At 67.0% G+C, this 25,438-nt stretch carries 22 protein-coding genes and 1 tRNA gene; 17 read left to right on the top strand and 6 right to left on the bottom strand.

The window, feature by feature from the left end; genetic code table 11:
* Nucleotides 1-26: 26 nt before the first annotated feature.
* On the bottom strand, nucleotides 27-1,850 hold the full coding sequence (locus EYE40_RS02125) for a phosphoenolpyruvate carboxykinase (GTP) (RefSeq protein WP_130980398.1): 1,824 nt from the start codon (nucleotides 1,848-1,850) through the stop codon (nucleotides 27-29).
* A 122-nt stretch (nucleotides 1,851-1,972) separates the two neighbouring features.
* On the opposite strand from EYE40_RS02125, the gene EYE40_RS02130 reads away from it, so the two are divergent.
* Complete coding sequence (locus tag EYE40_RS02130; protein WP_130980399.1) at nucleotides 1,973-3,400, top strand: helix-turn-helix domain-containing protein; 1,428 nt, start codon at nucleotides 1,973-1,975, stop codon at nucleotides 3,398-3,400.
* Here the strand turns inward: EYE40_RS02130 and EYE40_RS02135 are convergent.
* Nucleotides 3,397-4,479 (bottom strand): glycerate kinase, encoded by a 1,083-nt coding sequence (locus tag EYE40_RS02135; RefSeq protein WP_204742205.1) that lies wholly within the window; start codon nucleotides 4,477-4,479, stop codon nucleotides 3,397-3,399. The two genes, EYE40_RS02130 and EYE40_RS02135, sit on opposite strands and share 4 nt — an antisense overlap.
* Before the next feature lie 33 nt (nucleotides 4,480-4,512).
* Here EYE40_RS02135 and EYE40_RS15480 point away from each other — a divergent pair, with 33 nt between their 5' ends.
* Complete coding sequence (locus EYE40_RS15480; RefSeq protein WP_193554470.1) at nucleotides 4,513-4,686, top strand: hypothetical protein; 174 nt, start codon at nucleotides 4,513-4,515, stop codon at nucleotides 4,684-4,686.
* 23 nt (nucleotides 4,687-4,709) lie between these two features.
* Here the strand turns inward: EYE40_RS15480 and EYE40_RS02140 are convergent, their stop codons facing one another.
* The 3 genes from EYE40_RS02140 to EYE40_RS02150 are packed head-to-tail and all read right to left on the bottom strand — an operon-like array spanning nucleotide 4,710 to nucleotide 7,472.
* Nucleotides 4,710-5,204: a hypothetical protein gene (locus EYE40_RS02140; RefSeq protein WP_130980400.1), complete on the bottom strand. Its 495-nt coding sequence runs from the start codon at nucleotides 5,202-5,204 to the stop codon at nucleotides 4,710-4,712.
* Nucleotides 5,205-5,251: 47 nt separating this feature from the next.
* Nucleotides 5,252-6,889, bottom strand: a complete 1,638-nt coding sequence (locus EYE40_RS02145; RefSeq protein WP_130980401.1) for a LuxR C-terminal-related transcriptional regulator — start codon at nucleotides 6,887-6,889, stop codon at nucleotides 5,252-5,254.
* Between the two features lie 34 nt (nucleotides 6,890-6,923).
* Entirely contained in the window at nucleotides 6,924-7,472 is a 549-nt protein-coding gene (locus EYE40_RS02150; protein ID WP_130980402.1) for a dihydrofolate reductase family protein, read from the bottom strand.
* A gap of 31 nt (nucleotides 7,473-7,503) precedes the next feature.
* Between EYE40_RS02150 and EYE40_RS02155 the strand changes: the two genes are divergently transcribed.
* The 5 genes from EYE40_RS02155 to EYE40_RS02175 all read left to right on the top strand — a co-directional run bounded on the left by EYE40_RS02155 (nucleotide 7,504) and on the right by EYE40_RS02175 (nucleotide 12,822).
* The gene (locus tag EYE40_RS02155) at nucleotides 7,504-8,307 is read left to right on the top strand and encodes an alpha/beta fold hydrolase (RefSeq protein ID WP_130980403.1); all 804 of its coding nucleotides are present in this window, start codon (nucleotides 7,504-7,506) and stop codon (nucleotides 8,305-8,307) included.
* A gap of 20 nt (nucleotides 8,308-8,327) precedes the next feature.
* Nucleotides 8,328-9,371: a DMT family transporter gene (locus EYE40_RS02160; protein ID WP_130980404.1), complete on the top strand. Its 1,044-nt coding sequence runs from the start codon at nucleotides 8,328-8,330 to the stop codon at nucleotides 9,369-9,371.
* A 33-nt stretch (nucleotides 9,372-9,404) separates the two neighbouring features.
* Entirely contained in the window at nucleotides 9,405-10,442 is a 1,038-nt protein-coding gene (locus EYE40_RS02165) for a DNA polymerase Y family protein (protein ID WP_161972334.1), read from the top strand.
* Between the two features lie 191 nt (nucleotides 10,443-10,633).
* Nucleotides 10,634-11,983 carry an AAA family ATPase gene (locus tag EYE40_RS02170; RefSeq protein WP_130980406.1) on the top strand — a complete coding sequence of 450 codons (1,350 nt, stop codon included), beginning with the start codon at nucleotides 10,634-10,636 and terminating at the stop codon, nucleotides 11,981-11,983.
* The gene (locus EYE40_RS02175) at nucleotides 11,980-12,822 is read left to right on the top strand and encodes a hypothetical protein (protein ID WP_130980407.1); all 843 of its coding nucleotides are present in this window, start codon (nucleotides 11,980-11,982) and stop codon (nucleotides 12,820-12,822) included. Before EYE40_RS02170 ends, EYE40_RS02175 begins: the two co-directional genes overlap by 4 nt.
* A 103-nt stretch (nucleotides 12,823-12,925) precedes the next feature.
* Here EYE40_RS02175 and EYE40_RS02180 read toward each other — a convergent pair.
* Nucleotides 12,926-12,997: transfer RNA gene (locus tag EYE40_RS02180), tRNA-Arg, on the bottom strand.
* A 41-nt stretch (nucleotides 12,998-13,038) separates the two neighbouring features.
* Here EYE40_RS02180 and EYE40_RS02185 point away from each other — a divergent pair.
* From EYE40_RS02185 to rho, 10 genes are all read left to right on the top strand, one after another.
* The gene (locus tag EYE40_RS02185) at nucleotides 13,039-13,692 is read left to right on the top strand and encodes a pyridoxine/pyridoxamine 5'-phosphate oxidase (protein ID WP_130980408.1); all 654 of its coding nucleotides are present in this window, start codon (nucleotides 13,039-13,041) and stop codon (nucleotides 13,690-13,692) included.
* A gap of 12 nt (nucleotides 13,693-13,704) precedes the next feature.
* The gene (locus EYE40_RS02190; RefSeq protein WP_130980409.1) at nucleotides 13,705-14,499 is read left to right on the top strand and encodes a transglutaminase-like domain-containing protein; all 795 of its coding nucleotides are present in this window, start codon (nucleotides 13,705-13,707) and stop codon (nucleotides 14,497-14,499) included.
* Nucleotides 14,500-14,537: 38 nt separating this feature from the next.
* The gene (gene argS / locus EYE40_RS02195; protein WP_130980410.1) at nucleotides 14,538-16,196 is read left to right on the top strand and encodes an arginine--tRNA ligase; all 1,659 of its coding nucleotides are present in this window, start codon (nucleotides 14,538-14,540) and stop codon (nucleotides 16,194-16,196) included.
* A complete protein-coding gene (locus tag EYE40_RS02200; protein ID WP_130980411.1) occupies nucleotides 16,196-17,062 on the top strand; it encodes an LmeA family phospholipid-binding protein in 867 nt (288 codons plus the stop codon). The genes argS and EYE40_RS02200 overlap by 1 nt, the downstream gene beginning before the upstream one ends.
* Before the next feature lie 77 nt (nucleotides 17,063-17,139).
* Nucleotides 17,140-18,198, top strand: a complete 1,059-nt coding sequence (locus tag EYE40_RS02205) for an LmeA family phospholipid-binding protein (RefSeq protein WP_130980412.1) — start codon at nucleotides 17,140-17,142, stop codon at nucleotides 18,196-18,198.
* Between the two features lie 112 nt (nucleotides 18,199-18,310).
* Nucleotides 18,311-19,720, top strand: coding sequence for a diaminopimelate decarboxylase (lysA, locus tag EYE40_RS02210; protein WP_130980413.1), 1,410 nt, complete (start codon nucleotides 18,311-18,313; stop codon nucleotides 19,718-19,720).
* Nucleotides 19,717-21,036, top strand: a complete 1,320-nt coding sequence (locus EYE40_RS02215; RefSeq protein ID WP_130980414.1) for a homoserine dehydrogenase — start codon at nucleotides 19,717-19,719, stop codon at nucleotides 21,034-21,036. Before lysA ends, EYE40_RS02215 begins: the two co-directional genes overlap by 4 nt.
* Nucleotides 21,036-22,112 carry a threonine synthase gene (gene thrC, locus EYE40_RS02220; RefSeq protein WP_130980415.1) on the top strand — a complete coding sequence of 359 codons (1,077 nt, stop codon included), beginning with the start codon at nucleotides 21,036-21,038 and terminating at the stop codon, nucleotides 22,110-22,112. Before EYE40_RS02215 ends, thrC begins: the two co-directional genes overlap by 1 nt.
* Nucleotides 22,109-23,050: a homoserine kinase gene (gene thrB / locus EYE40_RS02225; protein ID WP_130980416.1), complete on the top strand. Its 942-nt coding sequence runs from the start codon at nucleotides 22,109-22,111 to the stop codon at nucleotides 23,048-23,050. The genes thrC and thrB overlap by 4 nt, the downstream gene beginning before the upstream one ends.
* Before the next feature lie 203 nt (nucleotides 23,051-23,253).
* Nucleotides 23,254-25,437 (top strand): transcription termination factor Rho, encoded by a 2,184-nt coding sequence (gene rho / locus EYE40_RS02230; protein WP_193554471.1) that lies wholly within the window; start codon nucleotides 23,254-23,256, stop codon nucleotides 25,435-25,437.
* Nucleotide 25,438: the final 1 nt, after the last annotated feature.

The following is a 25,438-nucleotide window of genomic DNA, read 5'->3' on the forward strand; positions in this document are numbered from 1 at the left end:
ACGCACAACTTCGGCGAAACGTTGGGTCAGCGCTCGAGCCGGCGCCGCAGCTCGGCCAGCTGGCGGGTCATCGCCGTAGGCAGGCGGTCGCCGAAGGTGGCGAAGAATTCCTCTGCGGATGACGCCTCGGCGAGCCACGCATCCCGGTCGACGGCGAACAGGCGCTCCCAGTCCCCTGCGCGTAGCTCGAGCCCCTCGAGCGGAATGTCGCCCGCGAGCGGCTGGAGGCCCAGTGGCCCGTCCTTCGCCGCGACCTTGCCATCGACCCGGTCAAGGATCCACGCGAGCACCCGGGAGTTCTCCCCGAAGCCGGGCCACATGATGGAGCCGTCCTCGTCGGTGCGAAACCAGTTCACCTGGAACACGCGCGGCACCCCGCCGCGGCTTCGGAGGGCTTGCCCGACCGAGAGCCAGTGTGCCCAGTGATCGGCCATGTTGTACCCGCAGAACGGCATCATGGCGAACGGGTCCCTGCGGAGTTCCCCAATGGTGCCTTCGGCGGCCGCCGTCCGCTCGGACGAGATCGTGGCGCCCAGGTAGACGCCGTGTTCCCAGTCCCGTGCCTCCACCACTAGCGGCACGTTGGTCGCGCGGCGACCGCCGAAGATTATCGCGTCGATGACGACGCCTCGTGGGTCTTCCCAGTCGTCCGAGATGGACGGGCACTGGGCGGCTGCCACGGTGAAACGTGAGTTCGGATGGGCGGCCGTGCCGGCAGAGGCCGGGGTCCAGTCGTCACCGCGCCAGTCGATCAGGTGATCGGGCTGGGTGTCGGTCATGCCCTCCCACCAGACGTCGCCGTCGTCGCGGAGGGCGACGTTGGTGAAGATCGCATTGCCCCACAGGGTGTCGATCGCCGTCGCGTTCGTCGAGGCGCCCGTGCCGGGAGCGACACCGAAGAATCCCGCCTCGGGGTTGATGGCGCGCAGGCGTCCCTCGGAGTCCTGGCCGAGCCAGGCGATGTCGTCGCCGATTGTCTCGACCTCCCAGCCGGGGATCGTGGGGCGCAGCATCGCGAGGTTGGTCTTGCCGCACGCACTTGGGAAGGCCGCCGCGACGTGGAAGACGCGACCGACCGGATTGGTGATCTTGAGGATCAGCATGTGCTCGGCGAGCCAGCCCTCATCCCGCGCCATCACCGAGGCGAGGCGCAGGGCGAAGGCCTTCTTGGCGAGGAGTGCGTTGCCGCCGTACGCCGACCCGAACGACCAGACCTCGCGGTCCTCGGGGAAGTGCGAGACGTACTTCGTGTCGTTGCAGGGCCACGGCACGTCGTCCTGGCCGAGGTCGAGCGGGGCTCCCACGCTGTGCACGGCCTTCACCCAGCGGGTCTGGTCGGTAATACGCTCGAGGGCCGCCGTGCCCATGCGCGTCATGATGCCCATGCTCACCACGACGTAGGGGGAGTCGGTGACCTGCACACCGAGTCGGGCGAGCGGCGAGTCGAGCGGTCCCATCGAGAACGGCACGACGTAGAGAGTGCGGCCGCGCATGCTGCCCTCGAACAGCCCGGTGAGCGTCTCGCGCATGGCCACCGGTTCGCGCCAGTTGTTCGTCGGCCCGGCGTCGGCCTCGTCGGCCGAGCAGATGAACGTGCGTGCCTCGATGCGGGCCACGTCGCTCGGGTCGCTGCGGGCGAGGAAGCTGTACGGGCGGAACTCCGGGTTGAGCTGGATCAGGCTTCCGCTGTCGACCATGAGGTGGGTGAGCTCGTCGCGTTCGCGCACCGAGCCGTCGCACCAGACGATCGCGTCGGGCTGGGTGAGGTCGGCGATCGATTCGACCCAGGCCACCACCGAGCGTGCTGCGAAGAGGGGAGCCGCGGGATGCTGCATCGTTGCGAGTGACATAACCGTTCCGTTCCGTTCGTTGCCTGCAAGAAGTGGTGGTTTATCCATGTTGCGCGCTGCCTTCGTCGCTTTGAAGGAGTGGATCAGGTTAAGAATTGCCGATGTTTCGCTACCATCGCACTATGAAGGATCTTGCAACGCTCGGACAGCGCATCCGGCACTTCCGCACCGAGGCCGGGCTCACCCTCGACCGGCTCGGTGCCGTGGTGGGCATCGCCGGCAGCCAGCTCTCGCTCATGGAGAACGGCAAACGCGAACCGCGGCTCAGCCAGCTCGGCGAGATCGCGGACGCCGTCGGGGTGCCGGTGTCCGCCCTGCTCGACGACGAGCCGCCGACCGTGCGGGCCGGCCTCGAGATCGCCCTCGAGAGGATGCAACGCAATCCCGTCTACGCCTCACTCGGGCTTCCGGGCATCCGCCCCACAAAAAGCATGTCGGACGAGACCCTCACGGCTCTCGTGGGATTGCACACCGAGCTCGCCCGCCGCTCCCGCGAAGCGATCGCGACGCCCCAGGAGGCCCGCCGCGCGAACACGGAGCTGCGCGAGCGCATGCGCGCCCTCGACAACTACCTGCCGGAGATCGAGGCGCTCGCCGAGGAGTCAGTTGCCTCGGTCGGGCACACGGTCGGCGCTCTCACCCACCGCTCGGTGAGTCGCATGGCGCAGAAGCTCGGCTTCGAGCTGGTGCACGTCGGCGACCTGCCGCACTCCGCTCGCTCTGTCACCGACCTCGAGAACGGCCGCATCTACCTGCCACCCGCGTCGATCCCGGGCGGCCACGGCCTGCGCTCGATGGCGCTGCAGGCGATCGCCCACCGCCTGCTCGGACACTCGGAGCCGCAGAGCTACGCCGACTTCCTGCAGCAGCGCCTCGAGATCAACTACTTCGCCGCCGCGTGCCTGATGCCGCGGCAGCAGTCGCTCGACTTCCTGCGTGCGGCCAAAGCCGAGCGCAACATCGCGGTCGAGGATTTCCGCGACGCGTTCGGTGTGACCCACGAGGCCGCCGCCCTGCGCTTCACCAACCTCGCCACGGCGCACCTCGACATGACCGTGCACTTCCTGCGGGTCGGTGGGGATGGCGCGGTGCACAAGGCCTACTCGAACGACGGCCTGCGCCTGCCGGTCGACGTCACGGGTTCAACGGAGGGGCAGCTCGTCTGCCGCCACTGGAGCGCCCGGGCCGCGTTCGCACGCACCAACCGCACGACCGAGTTCTACCAGTACACCGACACCCCCGAGGGGACCTTCTTCGACTCGACCCAAACCGGAACGACGAGCGCCGAGGAGTTCTCCATCACGATCGGGGTGCCGTTCAGTCACTCGAAGTGGTTCCGCGGCCGCGAGACCACGAACCGCGTCACTTCGCGCTGCCCCGACGAGTCGTGCTGCCGTCGGCCGCCCGAGGATCTCACCGACCGCTGGTCGGGCCGGGCGTGGTCGAGCGCGAAGCTGCACGCGCACATCCTGTCGCCGCTGCCCTCCGGAACCTTCCCCGGTGTCGACGATCGTGAGCTGTACGAGTTCCTCGAGACGCACGCCGACTAGAGCGCGTCGGCCGCCCGGGCTCCGGCGATTCGCAGCCACTTCTCGGGGTCGGTCATCGCTGCCGCGCTGCTCCCGGCCAGTTCAGTGAGGGATGCCGCCCACGCACCCTCGGGTCGAGCGCCGAGCGAACCGGCGATGACCGCAGCCGCCTGACCCGTGAGCTCGCCGAGCACGTGACCGACGACCTTTCCGCCGAGGGACTGCTCGTCGAAGCGGCCTTCCCCGGTGATCACCACATCCGCCGCGGCGAGCGCGGCGGGCAGCCCGCTCAGCTGCCCGATGCTGGCCGCCCCGGGTTCGATGCTGGCGCGCCACAGGGTCGCGAGTCCGTATCCGGTGCCGCCGGCGGCACCCGCCCCGGGAGCTTCCGTGTTGCCGCCGAGCACGGCGGAGAGGTGATTGAGGGCCGACTCGAGCTGCTCGACCTGGGCGGCATCCGCGCCCTTCTGCGGGCCGAAGATCGCTGCGGCGCCGCGCGGGCCGAGGAGTGGCGCATCCACGTCGGTCAGGAGCGTCACGCCTCCGGGCGGGGGCGCGAGCAGGCCGGAACGGTCGAGCGCGACGGCGCGAGCCAGGGCGGCTCCGCCCGGCGGGATGGGGGAGCCCGCTGCATCCCGAAGCACGGCGCCGAGTGCGGTGAGCGCGCCCATTCCGCCATCGGTGGATGCCGACCCGCCCAGCGTCACGACCATCGACCGGGCGCCCGACCGGAGTGCGGCCGCCATCACCTCGCCGAGACCGGCGGTGGTCGCGCCCAGCGGGTCGAGCTCCTGCATGAGCGGAAGCCCGGAGCACTGCGCGAGTTCCACGACGGCGATGCGGCCGGGAAGCTCGAGCCACTGGCCGGGAGTGGGGGCGCCCGAGGGGCCGGTCACCGCACCGACGTCGTGCAGCACGGCCCAGGGGAGTGCCGCGCGCAGCGCATCCAGGGTGCCCTCGCCACCGTCGGCGAGGGGCAGGAGGGTGATGGTGTCATCGGGGCGACGTGACGACCAGCCCTCGGCGATCGCGCTCGCGGCACGCGCTGCGGACAGAGTGCCCTTGAAGGAATCGGGGGCGACCAGCACGGAACGGCTCACGACCGCATGCTAGCAACACGATAAGCTGGGCCCATGAACATCGTGGCCTTCGTCGTATCCTTCCTGCTCTTCGCCGGCGGCTTCCTGCTTATGGGCTACGCCGACACCGTTCAGGGCTTCGAGCTCGTGATGTTTGCCGGCGGCATCATCATGTCGAGCCTCGGTGTATTCATCCCCATCCACGTGCTCAAGCGCATCAGCGCCTAAGTCGAAGCATCACGGAAGCGCGCCTAGCCCTCCACGAACTTCAGGCAGTACACGCCGATCGTCTCCGTGGTGAGCGGGTCGCCACCGCCCTCCGCCTCCTGCGTGATCGTCACCGTCATAAAGCCGTAGTTGCCGAACGCATTCGAATCGAAGACATTGTTCGAGGTTGAGAAGTTTCCCTCTTCATCCTTGTCGAAGAAGCCGCCGCCCATGGGTGAGACCGAGCCGTCGTCCTGGATGTAGCCGAGGTCGTAGCCGAACTGCGGGAAACGCGCGGCGTCGTAGGCGTCGTAGGTGAAGTCGAGTTTCGTTCCGTCGCCCCACTCGGTGCCGTCCTCGGGGTGCGCGCTCAGCGCCGGGTCGCTGAACGGCGCGTAGCTGTCGTCGGTCGAGGCCTCGCAGCCGGTTGCCCCTTCCGCGGCCGCCGGCGCCTCACCCTCGGCGGGCGTCGCCGCGCCCGGTGCGCAACCGGCCAGCAGAAGGACGGATGCAACGGCCACAACTCCACGGATATCCATGCTCCCATGCTGGGCGACGCGGGCCGCGGGCGCAGTAGGGATAGCCGTTAACCTTCGCGGGTGCGGGCGATACGGCTTACGCCGATGCGGGACGCCACGTTCCAGCGCCGAAACACCTCGCTCACGTGCTTCTCCACGGTCTTCACGCTCACGCCGAGCTGGTGGGAGATCTGCTCGTTGCTGTGGCCCAGCACGATGTGATCGACGACGGCGTGCTGTCGAGGAGTGAGGGGTGGAGGAGCCGCGTCATCCGTCGTCTGCGGAAGAAGCGGGGCAAGCTGGGCGGCGAGGGCGAACCGGGAAGGGACCCCGAATGCGGCGAGCACCCGCGAGACGTGCACCTGCACGGTGTGCTCGCTGAGGTGCAGCTCGGCTGCGATGGCCTGGTTGCCGAAGCCCTCGACGACGAGCAGGGCGACAGCGCGCTCGCGGGCTGACAGTCCGTCGAAGCCGGAGCCGGTCGCTGGCCGCAGCCGTCGACCGATGCTGCGGAGTTCCCGTGCCGCCGACTGCCGCGCGGCGAGGTGGCCCGAACCCACAGAACTCCTGGCGAGAACCTCGAGGCTCGCGCTGGCCGCGCCGCGTCGTGAGAGGGCGATGCGGGCCCGCGCCAGCACGATCTCGCCCTCCGCGACCTCGATGGCCCGGTCATCCTCCTGAGCGTGTTCGACGGCGCTCGCCGCGAATCGCTCGGAGCTCGCCGCATCGCCCGACAGCAGGTCGACGCGGCTCAGGATGCGTTCGATCGTGGGGCGGGCGATGCGGTCGTCGAGCAGGGGCAGCGCCCGCTCCCGCCACGCCGCGGCCGAGGTGAGGTCGTGGTCGGAGACCGCTGCGGCGACGAGCATCTCGAGCCCCAGGGCGCGGTCGAGGATGGTGAGCTTGTCGAGTCCGGGTGTGCCGCCCGCGAGCAGTACGAAACGCGCTGCTCGGGCGACGTCGGCAGTCGCAATGAGTCCGAACGCGACGAGCAGGTAGCACCCGCTCGACAGATGGTCGGTGGGGTCGGGCAGAGCACGCTCCAGCCAGTCGGCGATCTCGCGCACCTGCCCCTTCTGCGCCGCGTTGCCGCGGAGGAGGCACAGTGTCGCGTCGACCAGAAGCTCGGCGCGAGTCTCCGTCGCCAGTTCCCGCGCAGCCTCGCCGAGTTCGATGGCCTCGGTGATCCGGCCCTGGAAGCAATGGAGTCGCACCCGCATGATCCTCATGATGGTGAGAAACGGGTGCGGCCCGGCGTCCGTGGCGAGAAAGTCGGGCGACAGGTCGGGTGAGGCCGCAAGGAATTCGCCGCTCAGACGTAGGCGACCACCGCTGAGCGCGCCCTCGGCGAGCAGATACCGGATGAACGTTTCCGAGTCGGGGTCGGTGCCGTCGAGCAGAGCAAGGTCATCCCGTGCCGCGATGAGTGTGTCCGGCCCCTCGCTCGCCCAGCCGGTAGCGGCGAGACCGGCCGCGGCGCGTGCGAGCATCAGTGCCGCCGGATCGGCTGCAGCATCGAGCGCGCGGGCGGCCGTGCGGGCGGACAGCTCGAAGTCCTGGCTCATGAACTGGCCGAACGCGAGCAGCCCGAGCAGGTAGGGGTCGTTTGTGTCGTCGGACGTCGATGCGGCGGTTTCGTTCGCCCCCGCCGAGTCGCCTGCGGCCAGCTGGCGCAGCACCGTATCGAGGGCCCGCCTTCTGTGCATCTGGTGATAGTACCGCGGGATTCCGGGCCGCGGTCTACCTCACTCGATAGCCGGTGTAGACCACACCGTTGCCGAAGCGGCGCTCCTCGATCAGCTCGAGGTCGAGGCGCAGATCGGCCGGCCAGAGTGCCGTGCCACCCCCGACGATCACCGGGCTCGTGTAGATCCGTATCTCGTCAACGAGACCTGCGCGCAGCGCGTGGGCCGCCAGTTCCGGCCCGCCAATCGACAGGTCGCGGTCGGCCACGCGCTTGAGATGCTGCACGTCGTCGGCCCGGAAGTCGCGCTCGAGGCGGGTGCGCGGCGCGGTGACCTCGGGCATCGTTGACGAGTACACGATCTTGTCGGAGTCGGCCCAGAGCGCGGCGAACTCGGCCATCGTGGGATCGTCGTCCTGGGCCGTGTCCCAGAAGCTCATGATCTCGTACAGCCGGCGCCCGATCAGCTGCGTGCCGATGCTGCGGAACTGCTCATTGACCGCAGAGTGCACCTCGTGGTCGGGCATGCTCCAGTCGAAGTTGCCGTCGGCATCGGCGATGTAGCCGTCGAGCGAGGCGATGGACGAATAGATGAGTTGCGCCATGAATGTCAGTGTAGATGTGTACGGTGTCCACATGACAGACACCCATTCACTCCAGGTCCCCGGAGCACGGCTGTACTACGAAACACGCGGCACCGGCCCACTGCTCCTCGTCTTCGGTTCGCCGATGAGTTCCCCCAACTTCGCGGCGCTCGCCGACGAGCTCGCCTCCGATCACACCGTTGTGACCTTCGATCCGCGCGGCATCGCGAAGAGCACGATCGACAATGCCGACCAGGACTCGACCCCCGATCTGAGGGCGGATGACGTCGCCGCGATCCTCGACGATCTCGGCGCCGAGTCGGCTGACGCCTTCGGCACGAGTGGTGGCGCGGTCACCGGGCTTGCGCTCGTGGAGCGTCATCCCGGCCGCATTCGCACCCTCATCGCGCACGAGCCTCCGGTGCTCGAACTGCTGCCGGATGCCGCCGCGCACCGCGCCAACACCGACGACATCGTGGCGACCTATCACCGAGATGGGCTCGGGCCGGCGTTCGCGAAGTTCATGGGCGTCGCCGGTCTCGACGAGGAGACGCAGGGGCCGCCCCCGCAGATGTCGGAACAGGATGCGCTCGACGGCGCCCGCTTCCTCAGCCACGAGCTGCAGGCCACAACCCGATTCGTGCCGAACATCCACGCCCTGACCACCTCGACGACGCGGGTGGTGATCGGCGTCGGCCGCGACTCGACCGGGCAGCTCACCGAGCAGACGTCCCTCGCCCTCGCCGAGGAGCTGGGCGAGCGGGTCACGCACATGCCGGGCGATCACGTCGCGTTCCTCGTCGACCCGGCGGGCTTCGCGGCGTCGGTGCGGGAGATCCTCGCGGGCGGGCACTGACCGCGCGCTACCCTCGGAGCATGCTGTCCAGCCTTCGACACCGCGGGGTGCAGGCCGCGCTGCTCGCTGCCGTGCTGTTCGGGATGGGCACTCCCGCAGCCAAGCTGCTTCTCGACTCTGTCAATCCGTGGCTGCTCGCCGGGCTGCTGTACACCGGATCCGGTGTCGGGCTGGGACTCATCCGGCTCCTCCGTCGCTCGCCCCGGGTGCGGCTCGAGCGCTCGGAGTACCTGCCGCTCGGCGGGGCGATCCTCTTCGGCGGCATCCTCGCCCCGGTGCTGTTGATGGTCGGTCTTGTCGGAATGCCGGCATCCGGTGCATCGCTGCTGCTCAACGCAGAGGGCGTGTTCACGGCACTGCTCGCGTGGTTCGTGTTCCGCGAGAACGTCGACCGCCGCATCGCTCTCGGCATGCTCGCGATCGTTGCCGGAGCGGCGATCCTCAGCGTGCCGACCGGGGCGGAGTTCGGCAACGTGCTTCCGTCGCTCGCGGTGCTCGGCGCGTGCCTGTGCTGGGGCATCGACAACAATCTCACCCGCAAGGTCGCCCTGAACGATGCGACCTGGCTGGCGGCGATCAAGGGCGGCGTCGCGGGGCCCGTCAACCTTGTTCTCGCCTTCGCTCTCGGTGCGCAGCTGCCGGCGCCCGGCAACATCGCCGCGGCCATGGCAGTGGGCTTCTTCGCCTACGGGGTCAGCCTCGTGCTGTTCATCGTCGCGATGCGCCACGTCGGAACCGCTCGAGCCGGCGCCTATTTCTCGATCGCCCCGTTCTTCGGCGCCATCCTCGCCCTCATGCTGGGAGGGTCGCTCACGCTGCCGCTGGTCGCTGCCGGATTGCTTATGGGTTTTGGGGTCTGGCTGCACCTCACCGAGCGGCACGAGCACGCCCACTCCCACCCCGCCCTTGTTCACGATCACTGGCACGTTCACGACGCGCATCACCAGCACGAGCACCTCGAGCCGGTCGCGGCGGGTATTCGGCACCGGCACGAGCACAGTCACGAGGCGCTCACCCACTCGCACGAGCACTACCCGGACAGTGATCACCGGCACGGGCACTGATCCCCCATATTCGAACATATGTACGATGGAGTCGTGGCACGATCCCTCCTCTTACATGTGGACGCCGACAGCTTCTTTGCGTCGGTCGTGCTGCGGCGGCGCCCGGAGCTGGTGCACCGTCCGATGGCGGTCGTGGCGCACGTGTTCATCGCGAGTGCCAACTACCCGGCTCGCGCGTTCGGTGTGCGCGGCGGGATGCTCGCTCAGGAGGCCCTGGCCCTGTGCGGCGAGCTGCAGCTCATCGACGTTCCGCGCGAAGAGGTGGAGCAGGTCAGCGACCAGCTGTTCGACATCTTCGGTGAGGACTTCGCAGCTGTCGAACCCGGCTCGATGGAGGAGGCCTTCATCGACTCGGGCACCTCGGATCCTGATCTCGCCGCCGCCCTCGGCCAGCAGCTTCGCGCGCGGGTCAAGCGTGAACTCGGCATCTCCGTGAGCGTGGGCGTTGGGCGAACCAAGCTGATGGCCAAGCTCGCGTCGCGTACCGCGAAACCGGATGGGCTGCATGTCATCTCCCCGGTCGATGAGGCGCAGCTAAGGATTTCTATACCTATCGACGACGTCTGGGGGATCGGCGGTAAGACGGTGGAGAAGTTGCGGCTGATCGGCGTGATCCGGCTGGGCGACCTGGACTCCCGGCCGCGCGAGGAGGTGCAACGCGTCTGTGGCACGACCATGGCCCGGAAGCTTTGGCGGATTCGGGAGGGGACGGACGATGCCGTCATCCATTCGGTGGAAAGTCGCACGAGCCTGACCACCGAGGGCACGATCTCGGGCTACAACCGCCGCGACTGGAACCCGGCGGAGCTCATGCAAGCGTGCATCGCCCGCGTCTGTCGTCGGGCGGAGCGGGCGGGGCTCGTGGCGACGGGTCTTGCGGTGGCGCTGCGGGCCGAGGGTGGTGAGCAGGTAGTGCTCAAGCACGGGCTCGCGGATGCGTCGGCCTCGGTGGATGCCTGGACAGCCGCGCTGCTGCCGCAGCTCGTCGACGCGCCGAAGCCACTGGTTGGCCTTCGGGTCACCCTGACCGGGCTGACGACGCCGGACCGGGTGCAGCCGGCGCTCTTCTGAGTGACTCACCCACTCCTTCTAGCGGCGAAATGTTACTCGCAAGAAGGTGTCATGCGACGGCTGGATGGTCGCACACGTCGTCTCATGGCGATAGCTTGAAGAGACCAAGCACGCACTAGGTTTGCCTTGCGGCTGTCGCCACGGCGACTGATGAGTGGTTCGTAGCCAAAAAGCGGTATGAGCGGAGCGCAATGCGAGTTAGTAACCTAAGTGTCACCGGTGTCCTGGGCCAGTATGACCACCACCTCGACTTGCCGGGCTCGGGCGACTTCGCAATCGTCTACGGCCCGAACGGCGTCGGCAAAACTAAGTTTCTCGAAGCCATCGACGGCTTAATGAGGCTCGACACCGCTCAACTCACGCAGCTTCCGTTTGATCGCGCGCACATCGTTTTCGACGATGGGTCTCATTTCTCGGTGTCGCGAAGTGGAAAATTTAGCAGCCTAAACGTCGAGACGATCTACGAGCTGCGCTTCGTACTAGAACGGCGTGGCAATCGGCCCATTCATTGGGTCACAGATGATCGCGGAATAGCGCAGTTCGAGAGATTTCTCCGCACAGAGACAACGTGGTCGCCAATCGCTGGAACTACGGAATGGCAGGACAACGCGGACGGCGAGATCGCAGATTTCGTCGATCTTCAGCGTCGATTCAGTTCGGGTCGCTCGTTAACAGACGCAAAAATGGCGAGACCGATGCCAGATGGTTTGTCAGATTTCTCTGCCGAATTACAGTCCCATTTGATTGAAACGCAGCGTCTTCGAATCGAGGAGTATTCTGCCGGCCGAGACCGCGCAATGGGACGAAATGGACGACAAAGACGTCCAATAAGCACCATCGTCAACTATGCGAATCGGACAAAAAAGCTTCTTTCAGAAGCCTTGGCAGAAAACTCAAAAATTACTCAGCAGCTCGATCGAACGTTCCCGAATAGGATGCTGGGCCAGGAGGAGCGCCCTGCAATCAATGAGAATGAAATTCGGCAGAAATACGACCTTCAGGACCGCTTCCGGAGCAGGCTGGCTCAGATTGCTCTTATTGGGCTTGAGCCGGAACTCTCGCTCCCGAAGAGAAAGCTTTCGCCTTTCGAGATAGCAATGCTCGATCTTTATCTGCGAGACGCGGATCGCAAGCTGGAGTCCTTCGAGGAACTGCTTGCGCGTATCGAGCTCTTCGAGGACATCGTCAACACTCGCTTCTTGCGAAAGATACTTCACGTGAACGCCGATGACGGCCTCGCAGTAACGTCAACTGAAGACGGCAGCACCATCGACCTCGACTCCTTGTCTTCCGGCGAGCAACACGAGATCATCCTCATGTATGGCCTGTTATTCAACGTAAAGGCAGGCTCGCTTGTGCTGATCGACGAACCGGAGATTTCTCTCCATGTCAGCTGGCAACTCAGTTTTGTCAGCGATGTTGCTCGGATAGCGAAGCTGAGTGGATTCCAATTCATAGTTGCGACTCATTCACCACAGGTGATCAACAACTGGTGGACGAACGCGAAACAACTCGGACCGGAAAATGCTGAATTTCAATGATGGAATTACTTACTGCTGATTCTCTTTACGCACACGTACTGATGCAGCGTCAGACGTCTCAGATGATTTTCGCCATCTTCGAAGGCAGCGACGAAGACCGTCTGCTGACGGGTCATCTCAATGAATCCGACCTGACGCCTCTAATTGGCGGCGGAAAGGCCGCTGTATACGGCGCGGGATTGCTTCTTCATGCAAACCGCCTAAAGGGTGCCGTGGCCGTGATCGATCGAGACCTGGACGATCATCTTGGTATTTCTGCTTCATACCCTCCAACGATCGTGGCCACCGCTTCGTACGACTTGGTCGGAGATGTCATCCGACAGCGGCCTGAATTGCTCATGCGCACCATGAGCGTTCATTCCACAGAAGCGTACGCGGCGCTAAGCACTGGCTCCGGAGGACGTCCTATGGATCTTATTTATTTGGTCGCGATGGTTCTAGCACCGCTTCGCCTGGTCAATGAGCAGAGAGTTTTGGGTCTTAAACTTCGGAAATTTCCGTTCGAAGCGGTCATACAAACCGACCTGACTATTCCTGCGATCGAGGACGTGCTCAAGATCGCAAATTCGAGATCGGGCACCATTCACGATCTCGAGGACATGGCGACAGACCTCGTAAACGCCGAGGTCATATTGACTTCGAAGGACTGCGGGGGTCATGACCTGCTGTCGGTTGCTGCGGGCTTGCTGCGGGCTTGCGGAGCAAGCGGAGTAAGTCCAAAAAGCCTTACGATCGGGCTTTTTTCGGCGGTCGACTCCTCGGTGATCAAAACCCTGCCTGTTTTCGAACCGCTTCAAAAGTGGGCCGCCGAGTATTCTCGGCGGGCATTCGCGTTCTGACGAACGGTACATTCGTCACCCCAGGAGGCCGATAGATCGGACGCACGAATTGCGCGGGGCGGACCGACGGTATTCATCGACAAACTTTCGCCAGATCGAACTGTGCCCCCAGGCAGATTCGAACTGCCGCCCCTGCCTCCGGAGGGCAGTGCTCTATCCCCTGAGCTATGGGGGCCCGGAGAACGTCTCCAAGGTTACCAGTCGTAGGCTGGCCACATGAGCGAGCCCAGCCTGCGCGACCGACTAAGAGCCCTGAAGGTCTTCGGCGAGGACATGCCCGAGCTGGTTCCGGATGCCGCACCGCACGATCCCCTCGACCTCCTGCGCACCTGGCTGGAGGAAGCGCTGGCGCAGGGTGTCGCCCAACCGCACGCCATGACGCTGGCGACGAGTGACGCCGCCGGAGCGCCGAGTGCCCGCACCCTGCTACTCAAGGACCTCACACCGGAGGGCGTCTGGTTCGCGAGCCTGTCGTCGAGTCCGAAGGGGCGTGACCTCGAGGCCAACCCGCGAGCCGCCGTGGTGCTCTACTGGCGCGAGCAGGGGCGCCAGATCAGGGTCACGGGAGCCATTGAGAAGGGGCCACGCGACGTGGCACGGGCGGATTTCCTGCAACGTCATCCCAAAGCCAGGGCGACGGCGATAGCCGGCCACCAGAGCGAGCCGATCGGCGACGATCATGACGAACTTCAGGCCGATGCACAGGCCCGCGTCGATGCCGATGACCGGTTCGTGCCGGAGGAGTGGGTGGCCTGGATTCTCCGCCCACAGACCGTCGAATTCTGGCAGGCAGCGCGCCACCGCGAGCAGACCCGGCTGCGCTACGAGAAGTCAGGCGGCGACTGGCAACGGGACCTGCTCTGGCCGTGACAAGATCGACCCATGCAGCGCACTGTCTCCTCGCACCTCGAGATGAATCTCGCCGGCAACACCGACATGGTCTTCAGCATCGCGGCGGTGTCCAGCGCCGAGCTCGCGAGTGAGTCGGCCACCTATGTTCTGGATGGCACGCCCCTCGACTTCACCGAACTGACCGACCGCCACGGAACGCGACTCCACCGCCTTGCGGCGGGCCCGGGCTCCCTCGTCGTCGACTACCGTGCGGTGGTGGAGGGACGCAGCGAGCCCGCCCCGGTCGACCCCCTCGACCAGGTCATCTACCTGCGGCCGAGTCGTTACTGCGAGTCCGACAGCCTGCTGCCCACGGCGCGCTCCGAGTTCGGCGGCCTGGTCGGCCACGAGCTTCTCAGCGCGGTCACCCTCTGGGTGTGGAACAAGCTCAGCTACGTCCCCGGCTCCAGCCGGGTCACCGACGGTGCCGCCGGGACCCTGATGGCCCGTCGGGGTGTCTGCCGCGACTACGCCCATCTCGTGATCGCCCTGCTGCGCGCGCTCGACGTGCCCGCCCGCATGGCAGCGGTGTACGCGCCCGGGCTCAGCCCGATGGACTTCCACGCCGTGGCTGAGGCGTTCATCGACGGCGAGTGGTGGGTCGTCGATGCCACGCGTCTGGCTCCCCGCCAGTCGATGGTGCGCATCTCGACCGGCCGCGATGCCGCGGACATCGCGTTCCTCACCAACCATTGGGCCGACCTGGTGCTGAACAAGCTCACGGTGCTGGCCATCGTCGACGAGCTGCCGACGGATGACGGCATCCAGCAGCTGCAATTGGGTTAGCCCGACCTCGCCGACCGGCGACGATAAGCTTGACTACCGTGAATCCCGCCGATCTCTCCGCCTCCCTGCTCGCCGCCGTCTCCACCGTGCTCGAGCGCCGTGGAGCCACTCAGTCCGTGACGCTCGGCGACGTTGTGCTGGAGCGCCCGCGCAATCGGGATCACGGTGATTGGGCATCCAACATCGCCATGAAACTGGCGAAGCCGCTCGGCACGAACCCGCGCGAGCTCGCGACTGAGATCGCCGAGGCACTCTCGGCCGTCGACGGAGTGTCGAAGGTGGATGTCGCGGGCCCGGGCTTCATCAACATCACCCTCGATGCGGCCGCCGCCGGTGCCCTCGCGAAGACCATCGTCGAGGCCGGAGCGAGCTACGGCGAGGGCGACCTCTACGCCGGTGTGCCGATCAACCTCGAGTTCGTCTCCGCCAACCCGACCGGCCCGATTCACATCGGTGGTGTGCGCTGGGCGGCCGTCGGTGACAGCCTCGCCCGCATCTTCCAGTCGCAGGGCGGCGTCGTCACCCGCGAGTACTACTTCAACGACCACGGCGCGCAGATCGACCGTTTCGCGCGCAGTCTCGTTGCGGCGTTCCACGGCGAGCCCGCCCCCGAGGACGGCTACGCGGGGCAGTACATCCTCGACATCACGGCCCGCATCATCAACGACTACCCGGGCGACCTCACCAAGCTGCCCGCAGATGAGCTGCAGGAGGTCTTCCGCTCAGTCGGCGTCGAGCTCATGTTCGGCGACATCAAGGCGAGCCTGCACAACTTCGGCGTCGACTTCGATGTCTACTTCCACGAGAACGAGGTGCACGAGTCGGGCGCGGTCGACCGCGCCGTCGCCCGCCTTCGCGAGCTCGGTCACATCTTCGAGGAGGACGGCGCCACCTGGTTGCGCACCACGACCTTCGGCGACGACCGCGACCGCGTTGTCATCAAGAGCGACGGGGAGGGCGCCTACATCTCGGGCGACCTCGCCTACTACCTCAACAAGCGCGAGCGGGGTTTCGAGCGCAACTTCATCATGCTCGGCGCCGACCACCACGGCTACCTCAAGCGCCTGATGGCCATGACCGAGGCCTTCGGTGACAAGCCTTACTACAACCTCGAGATCCTCATCGGCCAGATGGTCAACCTGCTTCGGGATGGCGAACCGCTGCGCATGTCGAAGCGCGCCGGCACCGTTGTGTCCCTCGAAGACCTCGTCGAGGCGGTCGGGGTGGACGCGGGACGCTACGCTCTCGTGCGCAGCTCGATCGACTCGACCATCGACATCGACCTCGACCTGTGGAGCCGCAAGACGAGCGACAACCCCGTCTTCTACGTGCAGTACGGCCACGCCCGCACGCATCAGGTGGCACGCAATGCCGCCGCCTCGGGTGTCACGCGCGACGTGTTCGACGCCTCGCTGCTCACCCACGAGACCGAGAGCATCCTGCTCGGCATCCTCGCCGAGTTCCCGCGCATCGTGCGCCAGGCCGCCGAGCTGCGCGAGCCGCACCGCGTCGCCCGTTATGTCGAGGAAGTCGCCGGCGCCTACCACCGCTGGTACGACAACTGCCGTGTCACTCCGCTCGGCGAAGAGCCGGTCGGCGACGTGCACCGCACCCGCCTGTGGCTGAACGACGCGACCGGCCAGGTGCTGCGCAACGGCCTCGGCTTGCTCGGCGTGAGCGCGCCGGAGCGCATGTAATGGCCGACGAACAGAACAACGACCTCGCGAAGACCGTCGAGCTCGGCGAGCTGCCGATCGTGCGCGAGGGCGACGTACTCACCGTGCCCAAGAAGGAGAAGAAGCGCCGTCGCGGCCTCGGCTGGCTCATCGCCCTCGGCGTGGTCATCGTGCTCGGGGTGGTCGGCTGGATCGTCGGCGACATCGTGGCCCGCGACTTCGCGCAGAACTTCGTGCGCGAGAAGGTCACCGAGGTGTTCAACCTCGAGCCCGGCGCCGACATGGATGTCACCATCGGCCCGGGATCCCTGCTCGCGCAAGCGCTCACCGGCAGTATCGATTCGGTGGATGTCTCTGTTCCCGACGTCTCCTTCGGTGCCATCTCCGGCGATCTCGACCTGGCGCTCACCGGCATCCCGCTTGACACGGCCCTTCCCGTCGACACGATGCGGGTCGCCCTTGCGGTTCCGGAAGCGAACCTCTCGGCCCTCTCGTCGTACCTGAGCGGCGCAGAGCTCACGGACATCTCCCTCGTCGAGGATCGTGTTGCCATCGCGACCGAGTTCCAGGTCTTCGGGTTCGCGGTGCCGGTCGGCGTGGAGCTGCTGCCCGCGGTTGTCAACGGCGAGATCGCCTTCGACCCCAGCGTCATCACCGTCAATGGCGCCGACATCTCGGTCGAGGCGCTGCGCGAGGGTCCGTTCGCCGGAATCGCGCGCGACCTGCTCGGCCAGCGCTCCTTCTGCGTCGGCGAGTACTTGCCCGCCGCCCTCACCCTGACCGATGTCGACGTCGTATCGGGAAGCCTCGTGGTGAAGCTCAGCGGAGACGGCGCTGCGCTCGGCGGAGCCGGGCTCTCCGAGGTCGGCACCTGCCCCGCCGCATAGCGACGGACCGGGTAACAGCACGGTATCAACCGGCACGCCGCGCGCGTATCGCACGGTAGACAGGCCAGTATGGGCTCATGGACCGCGAACCAGAACCGTTCAACTGGGGCCTCGGCGCATCGAACCCCGCCCAGCCGACCTCTGACGAGTCCCTCGCTCGTGATGGTGCGGCCGCCCGCGAGGCGGCCATAGCCCGCGAGGCAGCCATTGTTCGCGCAAATGCCGCGGCCCGCGCCCAGCTCGTGCAGAATCCTCCCGTTGAGCGCCAGCGGGAGACGGTCAAGAAGGTCGACCGCTACTACGACCCCTCGGTGAGCTACAACCCGGTGGACCTCGGCTTCCAGGAGGTCGAGATCGCCCCGAAGGGCTTCCTGCGCCGCCTCCTCCCTGTCGTGGTCACGCTCGCGATCCTCGGCGGTATCGTCGTCGGCGGTACGATCGCGGTCGACGGATTCCTGCGTGACTCGGCATCCAACCTCATCGGCGACCTGGTCGGCAGTGCTCTCAAGGTCGAGGACGACGCGAAGGTCGACGTGGACCTCGGCGGCGGGCTGTTCCTCGCCCAGGCCGCGAGCGGCTCGATCGACAACGTGAGCGTGGACGTCTCGAAGGCGAGCTTCGGCGGCCTCACCGGTGCACTCGCGCTCGAGGCGAAGGGTGTGCCGACGAGCCCCTCCGTTCCCTCTGACAGCGTGGCCATCGCGCTGACGCTCGATGAAGAGGGCGCGCTCGCCTTCGCGACCGCCCTGCAGGGTGCGGCCACAACACCCGTCACCCTCGGCGACGGGACCATGACCCTCAGCTCCGCCGTCAAGGCCGGCGGCAAGCGGGTGCCCCTGCTCGTCGCATTCGTGCCGAGCGTCGTCGAGGGCGCGCTCGTGCTCACCCCGCAGACCATCACCGTGGGCGAGACACCGATGACCACTGAGGAGTTCGCGGCCAGCAAGTACGGCAAGGTCGGTAAGGTGCTGCTCAACCCACGCACGCTGTGCGTCGCGACCTTCCTGCCCGAGAAGCTCACCCTCACCGGCCTCACCGTCACGCCCGCGACGGTGATCCTCACGGCGGACGGCAAGAAGGTTCCCCTCGCGGGTGGCGGGCTGTCCTCGCGCGGCACCTGCGCTCCGGCGGCCTGATCACCCCCTCCTCGCGCTACCGATACGATTGGATCGGCTTCGGGAGCCTCCCCGGCGTCCCGCTTTCGTTCCTTCGATCCTGTTATCCGATCCTTCGTTCAGAGGTCCGCACGTGTCTGACAATCCGCTCGCCCCGTCGTGGCTGGTCCGCCCGCACGACGCCAACGCGCTCGCGCCGAGCGTCTGGTCGCAGAACGCGGAGCGCGCAGCCGACGGTGAGCTGCTCATCGCGGGCGCCTCGGCGATAGCTATCGCGGCCGAGTACGGCACACCCGTGTACGTGATCGATGAGGCGGATGTCAGGACTCGCGCCCGGGGCATCCGCGACTCATTCGACGCGGAGTTCGCCGCGATCGGCTCGAGCGTCAAGGTCTACTACGCCGGAAAGGCGTTCCTCTCCACCCAGGTCGCGGCGTGGATGATCGAGGACGGCCTCAATATCGACGTCTGCAGCGGAGGCGAGCTCGCCGTCGCCCTCGCCGGGGGAGCGCCGCCCGAGCGTCTCGGCCTGCACGGCAACAACAAGAGCGTCGCCGAGATCGACCGTGCCGTCGGCGTCGGCATCGGGGCGATCGTGCTCGACAGCCTCATCGAGATCGAACGCGTGGCCGAGGCGGCGGCGCGGCACGGTCGTGTGCAGCCCGTGCGCCTGCGGGTCAACAGCGGCGTGCACGCGCACACTCACGAGTACCTCGCCACGGCCCGCGAGGACCAGAAGTTCGGCATCCCGCTCGCCGAGGTCGCCGCGACGGTGGCCAGCATCCGCTCGCACGACTCGCTCGAGTTCCTCGGCCTGCACTCCCACATCGGTTCCCAGATCTTCGAGTCCGACGGATTCGCCGAGGCCACCTCGCGCCTCTTCGCCGTGCACGCCGAACTGCTGGCCGGTGGCCCGGTTCCCGAGTTAAACCTCGGCGGCGGGTTCGGCATCGCCTATACATCGGTGGATGACGCGCTGCCCATCCCGGAGCTCGCGCGCAGGCTCGCCGCCATCGTGGCGACGGCGGCCGCCGAGCGCGGGATCCCCGTTCCGGTCATCGCGATCGAGCCCGGCCGTTCCATCATCGGCCCGTCGATGACCACGCTGTACACGGTCGGCACGATCAAGGACGTGGTGGTCTCGGACGCTTCGACAGGCTCAGCGACCGCCGTGCGCAAGTACGTCAGCGTTGACGGCGGGATGAGCGACAACATCCGCCCGGCTCTGTACGCCGCAGACTACTCAGCGCGCATCGCGAACCGTTCCTCGACCGCAGCCCCGGCGCTCGTGCGGGTTGCGGGCAAGCACTGCGAGAGCGGGGACATCCTCGTACACGCCGACTACCTGCCGGGCGACGTGCAACCCGGCGACCTGCTCGCGATACCCGCGACGGGTGCCTACGGCTGGGCGATGGCCAGCAACTACAACTACCTCGCGCGACCACCCGTCGTCGCCGTGAAGACCGGCCGTACACGAGTCATCGTGCGCGGCGAGACCGAAGCGGACCTGCTCTCCAGGGACGCCGGATTGGACACTGAATGATCGAGTACCGCAACCTCCGCGTCGCCCTCCTCGGCGGCGGCACCGTCGGCGCGAACGTCGTCGACCTGCTGCTGACCCACGGGGAGGAGCTCGCCAACCGCGCCGGCGCCGGCCTCGAACTGGTCGGGGTCGCCGTGCGCGACATCGACGCCGAGCGCACGCCCGCGATCCCGAAGCACCTGCTCACGACGGACGCCGAAGCCCTCATCGTGAATGCCGACATCGTCGTCGAACTCATGGGCGGGCTCGAGCCGGCCCGCACCTACGTGCTGCAGGCCATCAACTCGGGCGCCGACGTGATCACCGCCAATAAGGCGCTGCTCGCGACCCACGGCCCCGAGCTGTTCGAGGCGGCCGAGCAGGTCGGCGCTCAGCTCTACTACGAGGCGGCGGTCGGCGGCGCGATCCCCATCATCCGCCCGCTGCGCGAGAGCCTTGCCGGCGACCGCGTCACCCGCATCCTCGGCATCGTCAACGGAACGACGAACTACATTCTCGATGCGATGGATGCCACGGGCGACACGTTCGAGAACGCTCTCGCCGAGGCCACTCGCCTCGGTTACGCCGAGGCCGACCCCACCGCAGACGTCGGGGGATACGACGCCGCGCAAAAGGCTGCGATCCTCGCGAGCCTCGCCTTCCACACGACCGTGCCGCTCGACGCCGTCTACCGCGAGGGCATCACCGAGATCACCGACAGCCAGGTGAAGGCTGCGCGCAAGGCCGGCTACGTCATCAAAATACTTGCAATCTGCGAGCGCATCGAGATCGACGGAACGGGCGAGTACGGCGTGAGCGCGCGCGTGCACCCCGCACTCATTCCACTCGCGCACCCGCTGGCCGCCGTTCACGGCGCGAACAACGCGGTGTTCATCGAGGCCGAGGCTGCCGGCAGCCTGATGTTCTACGGCGCGGGAGCGGGCGGGCCGGAGACGGCATCCGCTGTTCTGGGAGATCTCGTCTCGGCAGCCCGACGCCATGTCATCGGCGGGCCCGGTGTTGCCGAGTCGACGCACGCCAACCTGCCGATCCTGCCGATGGCGAGTGTGCTCACCCGCTACCAGATCGAGCTCACGGTCGTCGACCAGCCGGGCGTGCTCGCCACCATCGCCACCCTGTTCAGCGACCACGGCGTCTCCGTCGAAGCCGTCTCGCAGACCGTTCGCGACGGTAAGGATGACACCCAGCCCGCCGCTACCCTTGTAATCGTCACACACGTCGCCACCGAGTCGAGCCTCGCCACCACGGTCGAGGCCCTCGCTGCGAACGACGTAGTTACCGCAGTTGTTTCCGTTCTGAGAGTTGAGGGTCTGTAATGGCACACCAGTGGCGTGGAGTTCTCCACGAATACCGCGACCGTCTGAACGTGACGGATGCCACCCCGATCATCAGCCTCGGTGAGGGCGGCACCCCGCTGATCCCCGCTGCCGCGCTCTCCGCGCGCACCGGCGCGAAGGTCTGGGTCAAGTTCGAGGGTATGAACCCGACCGGCTCGTTCAAGGACCGCGGCATGACCATGGCTGTCTCCAAGGCCGTCGAGGCCGGCGCCAAGGCCATCATCTGCGCCTCGACCGGCAACACCTCGGCCTCCGCTGCCGCCTACGCGACCCACGCCGGCATCACGGCCGCCGTGCTGGTGCCCGAGGGCAAGATCGCCATGGGCAAGCTCGCCCAGGCCATCGCCCACGGCGCCGAGCTGCTGCAGGTGCAGGGCAACTTCGACGACTGCCTCGACATCGCGCGTGACCTCGCCGCCAACTACCCCGTGCACCTCGTGAACTCGGTCAACAACGACCGCATCGAGGGCCAGAAGACCGCGGCCTTCGAGGTCGTCGAGGTTCTCGGTGACGCCCCCGACATCCACATCGTCCCGGTCGGCAACGCCGGCAACTACACCGCGTACTTCCGGGGCTACAGCGAGGAACTCTCCCGCGGCGAGACCACGAAGCTGCCGCGCATGTTCGGCTTCCAGGCCGCGGGCTCCGCGCCGATCGTGCTCGGTCACGTCGTCAAGAACCCCGACACCATCGCGAGCGCAATCCGCATCGGGAACCCCGCTTCGTGGGAGCTCGCCCTCGCCGCCCGGGAGACGAGCGACGGCTACTTCGGAGCGATCAGCGACGAGAAGATCCTCGAGGCGCACCGCATCCTCTCCGCCGAGGTCGGCATCTTCGTCGAGCCCGCCTCCGCGATCAGCGTCGCCGGCCTGCTCGAGCGTGCAGACGCGGGACTTATCCCGAAAGGCGCGACCATCGTGCTGACCGTCACCGGCCACGGCCTCAAGGACCCGAGCTGGGCCCTGCGCGCCGCGGACGGCTCCGACGTCACCCCGACCGTCGTTCCCGTCGACACCGCCGAGATCGCTTCCGTGCTGGGTCTCGTCCGGGCATGACCGGTCTGCCTGCGGGGCGCTCGGTCCAGGTCAAGGTTCCGGCGACCTCTGCCAACCTGGGACCAGGATTCGACACCCTCGGACTCGCCCTCTCGCTCTATGACGACCTCGAGGTCACCGTTCGCGACGAGCCCGGAGCCTTCGTCGACGTCATCGGCGTCGGCCAGGGCGAGGTGCCGACCGACGCGTCCAACCTCGTGGTGCGCACCATCGCCCACACCTTCGGCGTCTTCGGCCAGCCGGTACCCGGACTGCACCTCGTAGCGCGCAACGCGATTCCCCACGGGCGCGGGATGGGGTCATCCGGCGCCGCGATCGTCGCGGGCATCATGGCCGCGAAGGGGCTCCTCGACGGCATCGTCGACATCGACTCCGACGACCTGCTGCGTATCGCGACCGATCTCGAGGGTCACCCCGACAACGTGGCTCCCGCCCTCTTCGGCGGACTGACTATCGCGTGGACCGGTGTCACCGGCCCGCGGCACAAGAAGCTCATGGTGCACCGCGGTGTCTCGCCGCTCGTCTGTGTGCCGCAGAGCACCATGTCGACCGAGCTCGCGCGCAGCCTCCAGCCCGAGAACGTGTCGCGCGCCGACGCGATCTTCAATGTCTCGCGGTCGTCGCTGCTCATCGCGGCACTCATCCAGAGCCCTGAACTGCTGCTCGACGCAACCGAGGACAAACTGCACCAGAGCTACCGTGCGAGCGCCATGCAGGAGACCGGCGACCTCATCGAGCTGCTGCGGTCTCACGGCCACGCGGCAGTCGTCTCGGGAGCGGGTCCGTCGATCCTCGTGCTCGGCAGCGACCCCGGACAGCGCGCGGAGGCCGCGGAACTCGTGGCCGAGCACGCCACGACACCCTGGCAATCGCTCATGCTGGCCGTCGACTTCAAAGGTGCTACAGTGATTGCGCACCCGGCAGAAGCACTGGCCTAACCAGCGCCACGCCCGATGAGTCCAGGCCCAGCCTGAATCGTCCGGCCGAATCATCAGGCCCGGGTTGCACTTCACCCAGCAATCGGTATTGTCCCGTCGATTCCTGTGCGGTTGAACATACAGCAACCTCTCAGACACGGACAGGCCGATCAGCTCTCCACCGGAATCACGTTATTTTTCGGTAGGGGAAAGGAACCCCAGTAGTGACTGATGTCAACGCCCACGCAACGAGTGTGGGCTCACACGCTTCCCTAAGCGCCCTTCGTCTTCCCGAGCTTCTTGCTCTGGCGAGCGAACTGGGCGTCAAGGGCGCATCCAAACTTCGTAAAGGAGAACTCGTGGACGCTATCAACGAGATCCAGAGCCCGGCTTCACCCGACGCGGCAGTAGCCGCACCGACCGAGGCCCCAGCCGCCGCAGCGGAGACCGCTGTCGCACCCCCCAAGAAGCGCGCACCGCGTCGCGCGACCACGGCAGACGCCGAGGCGAAGGCCGCAGCTGCAGCAGCAGCAGCCCAGGCCGACGCCCCCGCCGCTCCCGCCGAGTCCTTCGCCCCCAAGTCGGCTGTCAGCCACGTGAACGGTGCCGAGTCCGGCCTGTCCGAGGCAACTTCGACTGAGGCGCCCGCACCCTCTGACGCTGCGGCCACCGATACATCCGACACCGAGGCACCCGCTGCAAAGGCTCCCGCCAAGGGACGCGCCACGCGCAGCCGCCGCGCGAGCAGCGCCGACGCCGCTCCCGCCGAGGTTTCCGCAGACGCACCGACCGAGGCTCCGGCCGAGGCGAACAGCGACCAGCGCAACGCTGACCAGGGCAACGCTGACCAGGCCAGCTCAGACCAGAGCGGCTCCGAGCAGAGCGGATCCGACCAGAACGGCGAGCAGTCCGAGGGTGAGGGCCGCGAAGGCCAGTCCCGCGGACGCAACCGCAACCGCAACCGCAACGAGCGTGGCGACCGCCAGCCGCAGGCCGAGGGCCAGCAGCGGGAGGGCCAGCAGCGCGGCAACCGTGGACAGGGCAACCAGCCCGCACGCGGCGAGAACGACCGTGCAGCGGGCAACCGCGAGCAGGGCAACCGCGAGCAGGCGAACAACAACGGCCGCGACCAGGGTCGCGAGCAGGACCGCATGCTCGAGGACGACGACCGCAATGGTCGCAACCGCTACCGCGACCGCAAGCGCGGCCGTGGCCCGGTCGGCGACGACTTCGAGCCCGAGATCACCGAAGACGACGTGCTCATCCCCGTCGCCGGAATCCTCGACGTACTCGACAACTACGCCTTCGTGCGCACCTCGGGCTACCTGCCCGGCAACAACGACGTCTATGTCTCGCTCGGCCAGGTCAAGAAGTACAACCTGCGCAAGGGTGACGCCGTCGTCGGCGCGATCCGCCAGCCCCGCGAAGGCGACCAGGGCCAGGGCCGCCAGAAGTACAACGCCATCGTGCGCATCGACTCCATCAACGGCCTGTCGATCGAGGATGCGGCCAACCGCGTTGAGTTCGGCAAGCTGACGCCGCTGTACCCGACCGAGCGCCTGCGTCTCGAGACCGAGTCGTCGAAGCTCTCCACCCGCATAATCGACCTCGTCGCCCCGATCGGCAAGGGCCAGCGCGGCCTTATCGTCTCGCCGCCCAAGGCCGGCAAGACGCTCGTGCTGCAGGCCATCGCGAACTCGATCGCGAAGAACAACCCCGAGGTCCACCTCATGGTCGTTCTCGTCGACGAGCGCCCCGAAGAGGTCACCGACATGCAGCGCACGGTCAAGGGTGAGGTCATCGCATCTACCTTCGACCGTCCCGCCGAGGACCACACGACGGTCGCCGAACTCGCCATCGAGCGCGCGAAGCGCCTCGTCGAGCTTGGTCACGACGTCGTTGTGCTGCTCGACTCGATCACCCGACTCGGCCGCGCGTACAACCTCGCGGCGCCGGCCTCGGGGCGCATCCTCTCGGGTGGTGTCGATTCTTCGGCCCTCTACCCGCCGAAGCGCTTCTTCGGAGCCGCACGCAACATCGAAGAGGGTGGATCGCTCACCATCATCGCGACCGCTCTCGTCGAGACCGGCTCCAAGATGGACGAAGTCATCTTCGAGGAGTTCAAGGGCACCGGCAACATGGAGCTGCGCCTCTCGCGTTCGCTCGCCGACAAGCGCATCTTCCCGGCCGTCGACGTCAACGCCTCCGGCACGCGTCGCGAGGAGATGCTCCTCGGCGCCGACGAGGTCAAGGTCACCTGGAAGCTGCGTCGCGCCCTCGCCGGTCTCGACCAGCAGCAGGCCCTCGAGATCGTTCTTGGCAAGCTCAAGGAGACCTCCTCCAACGTCGAGTTCCTCATGCAGATCCAGAAGTCGATGCCCAGCACGGGTGCGACCAAGGAAGACTAAG

This window comes from Glaciihabitans arcticus (assembly GCF_004310685.1).
GTDB classification, from domain to species: Bacteria; Actinomycetota; Actinomycetes; order Actinomycetales; family Microbacteriaceae; genus Conyzicola; species Conyzicola arctica.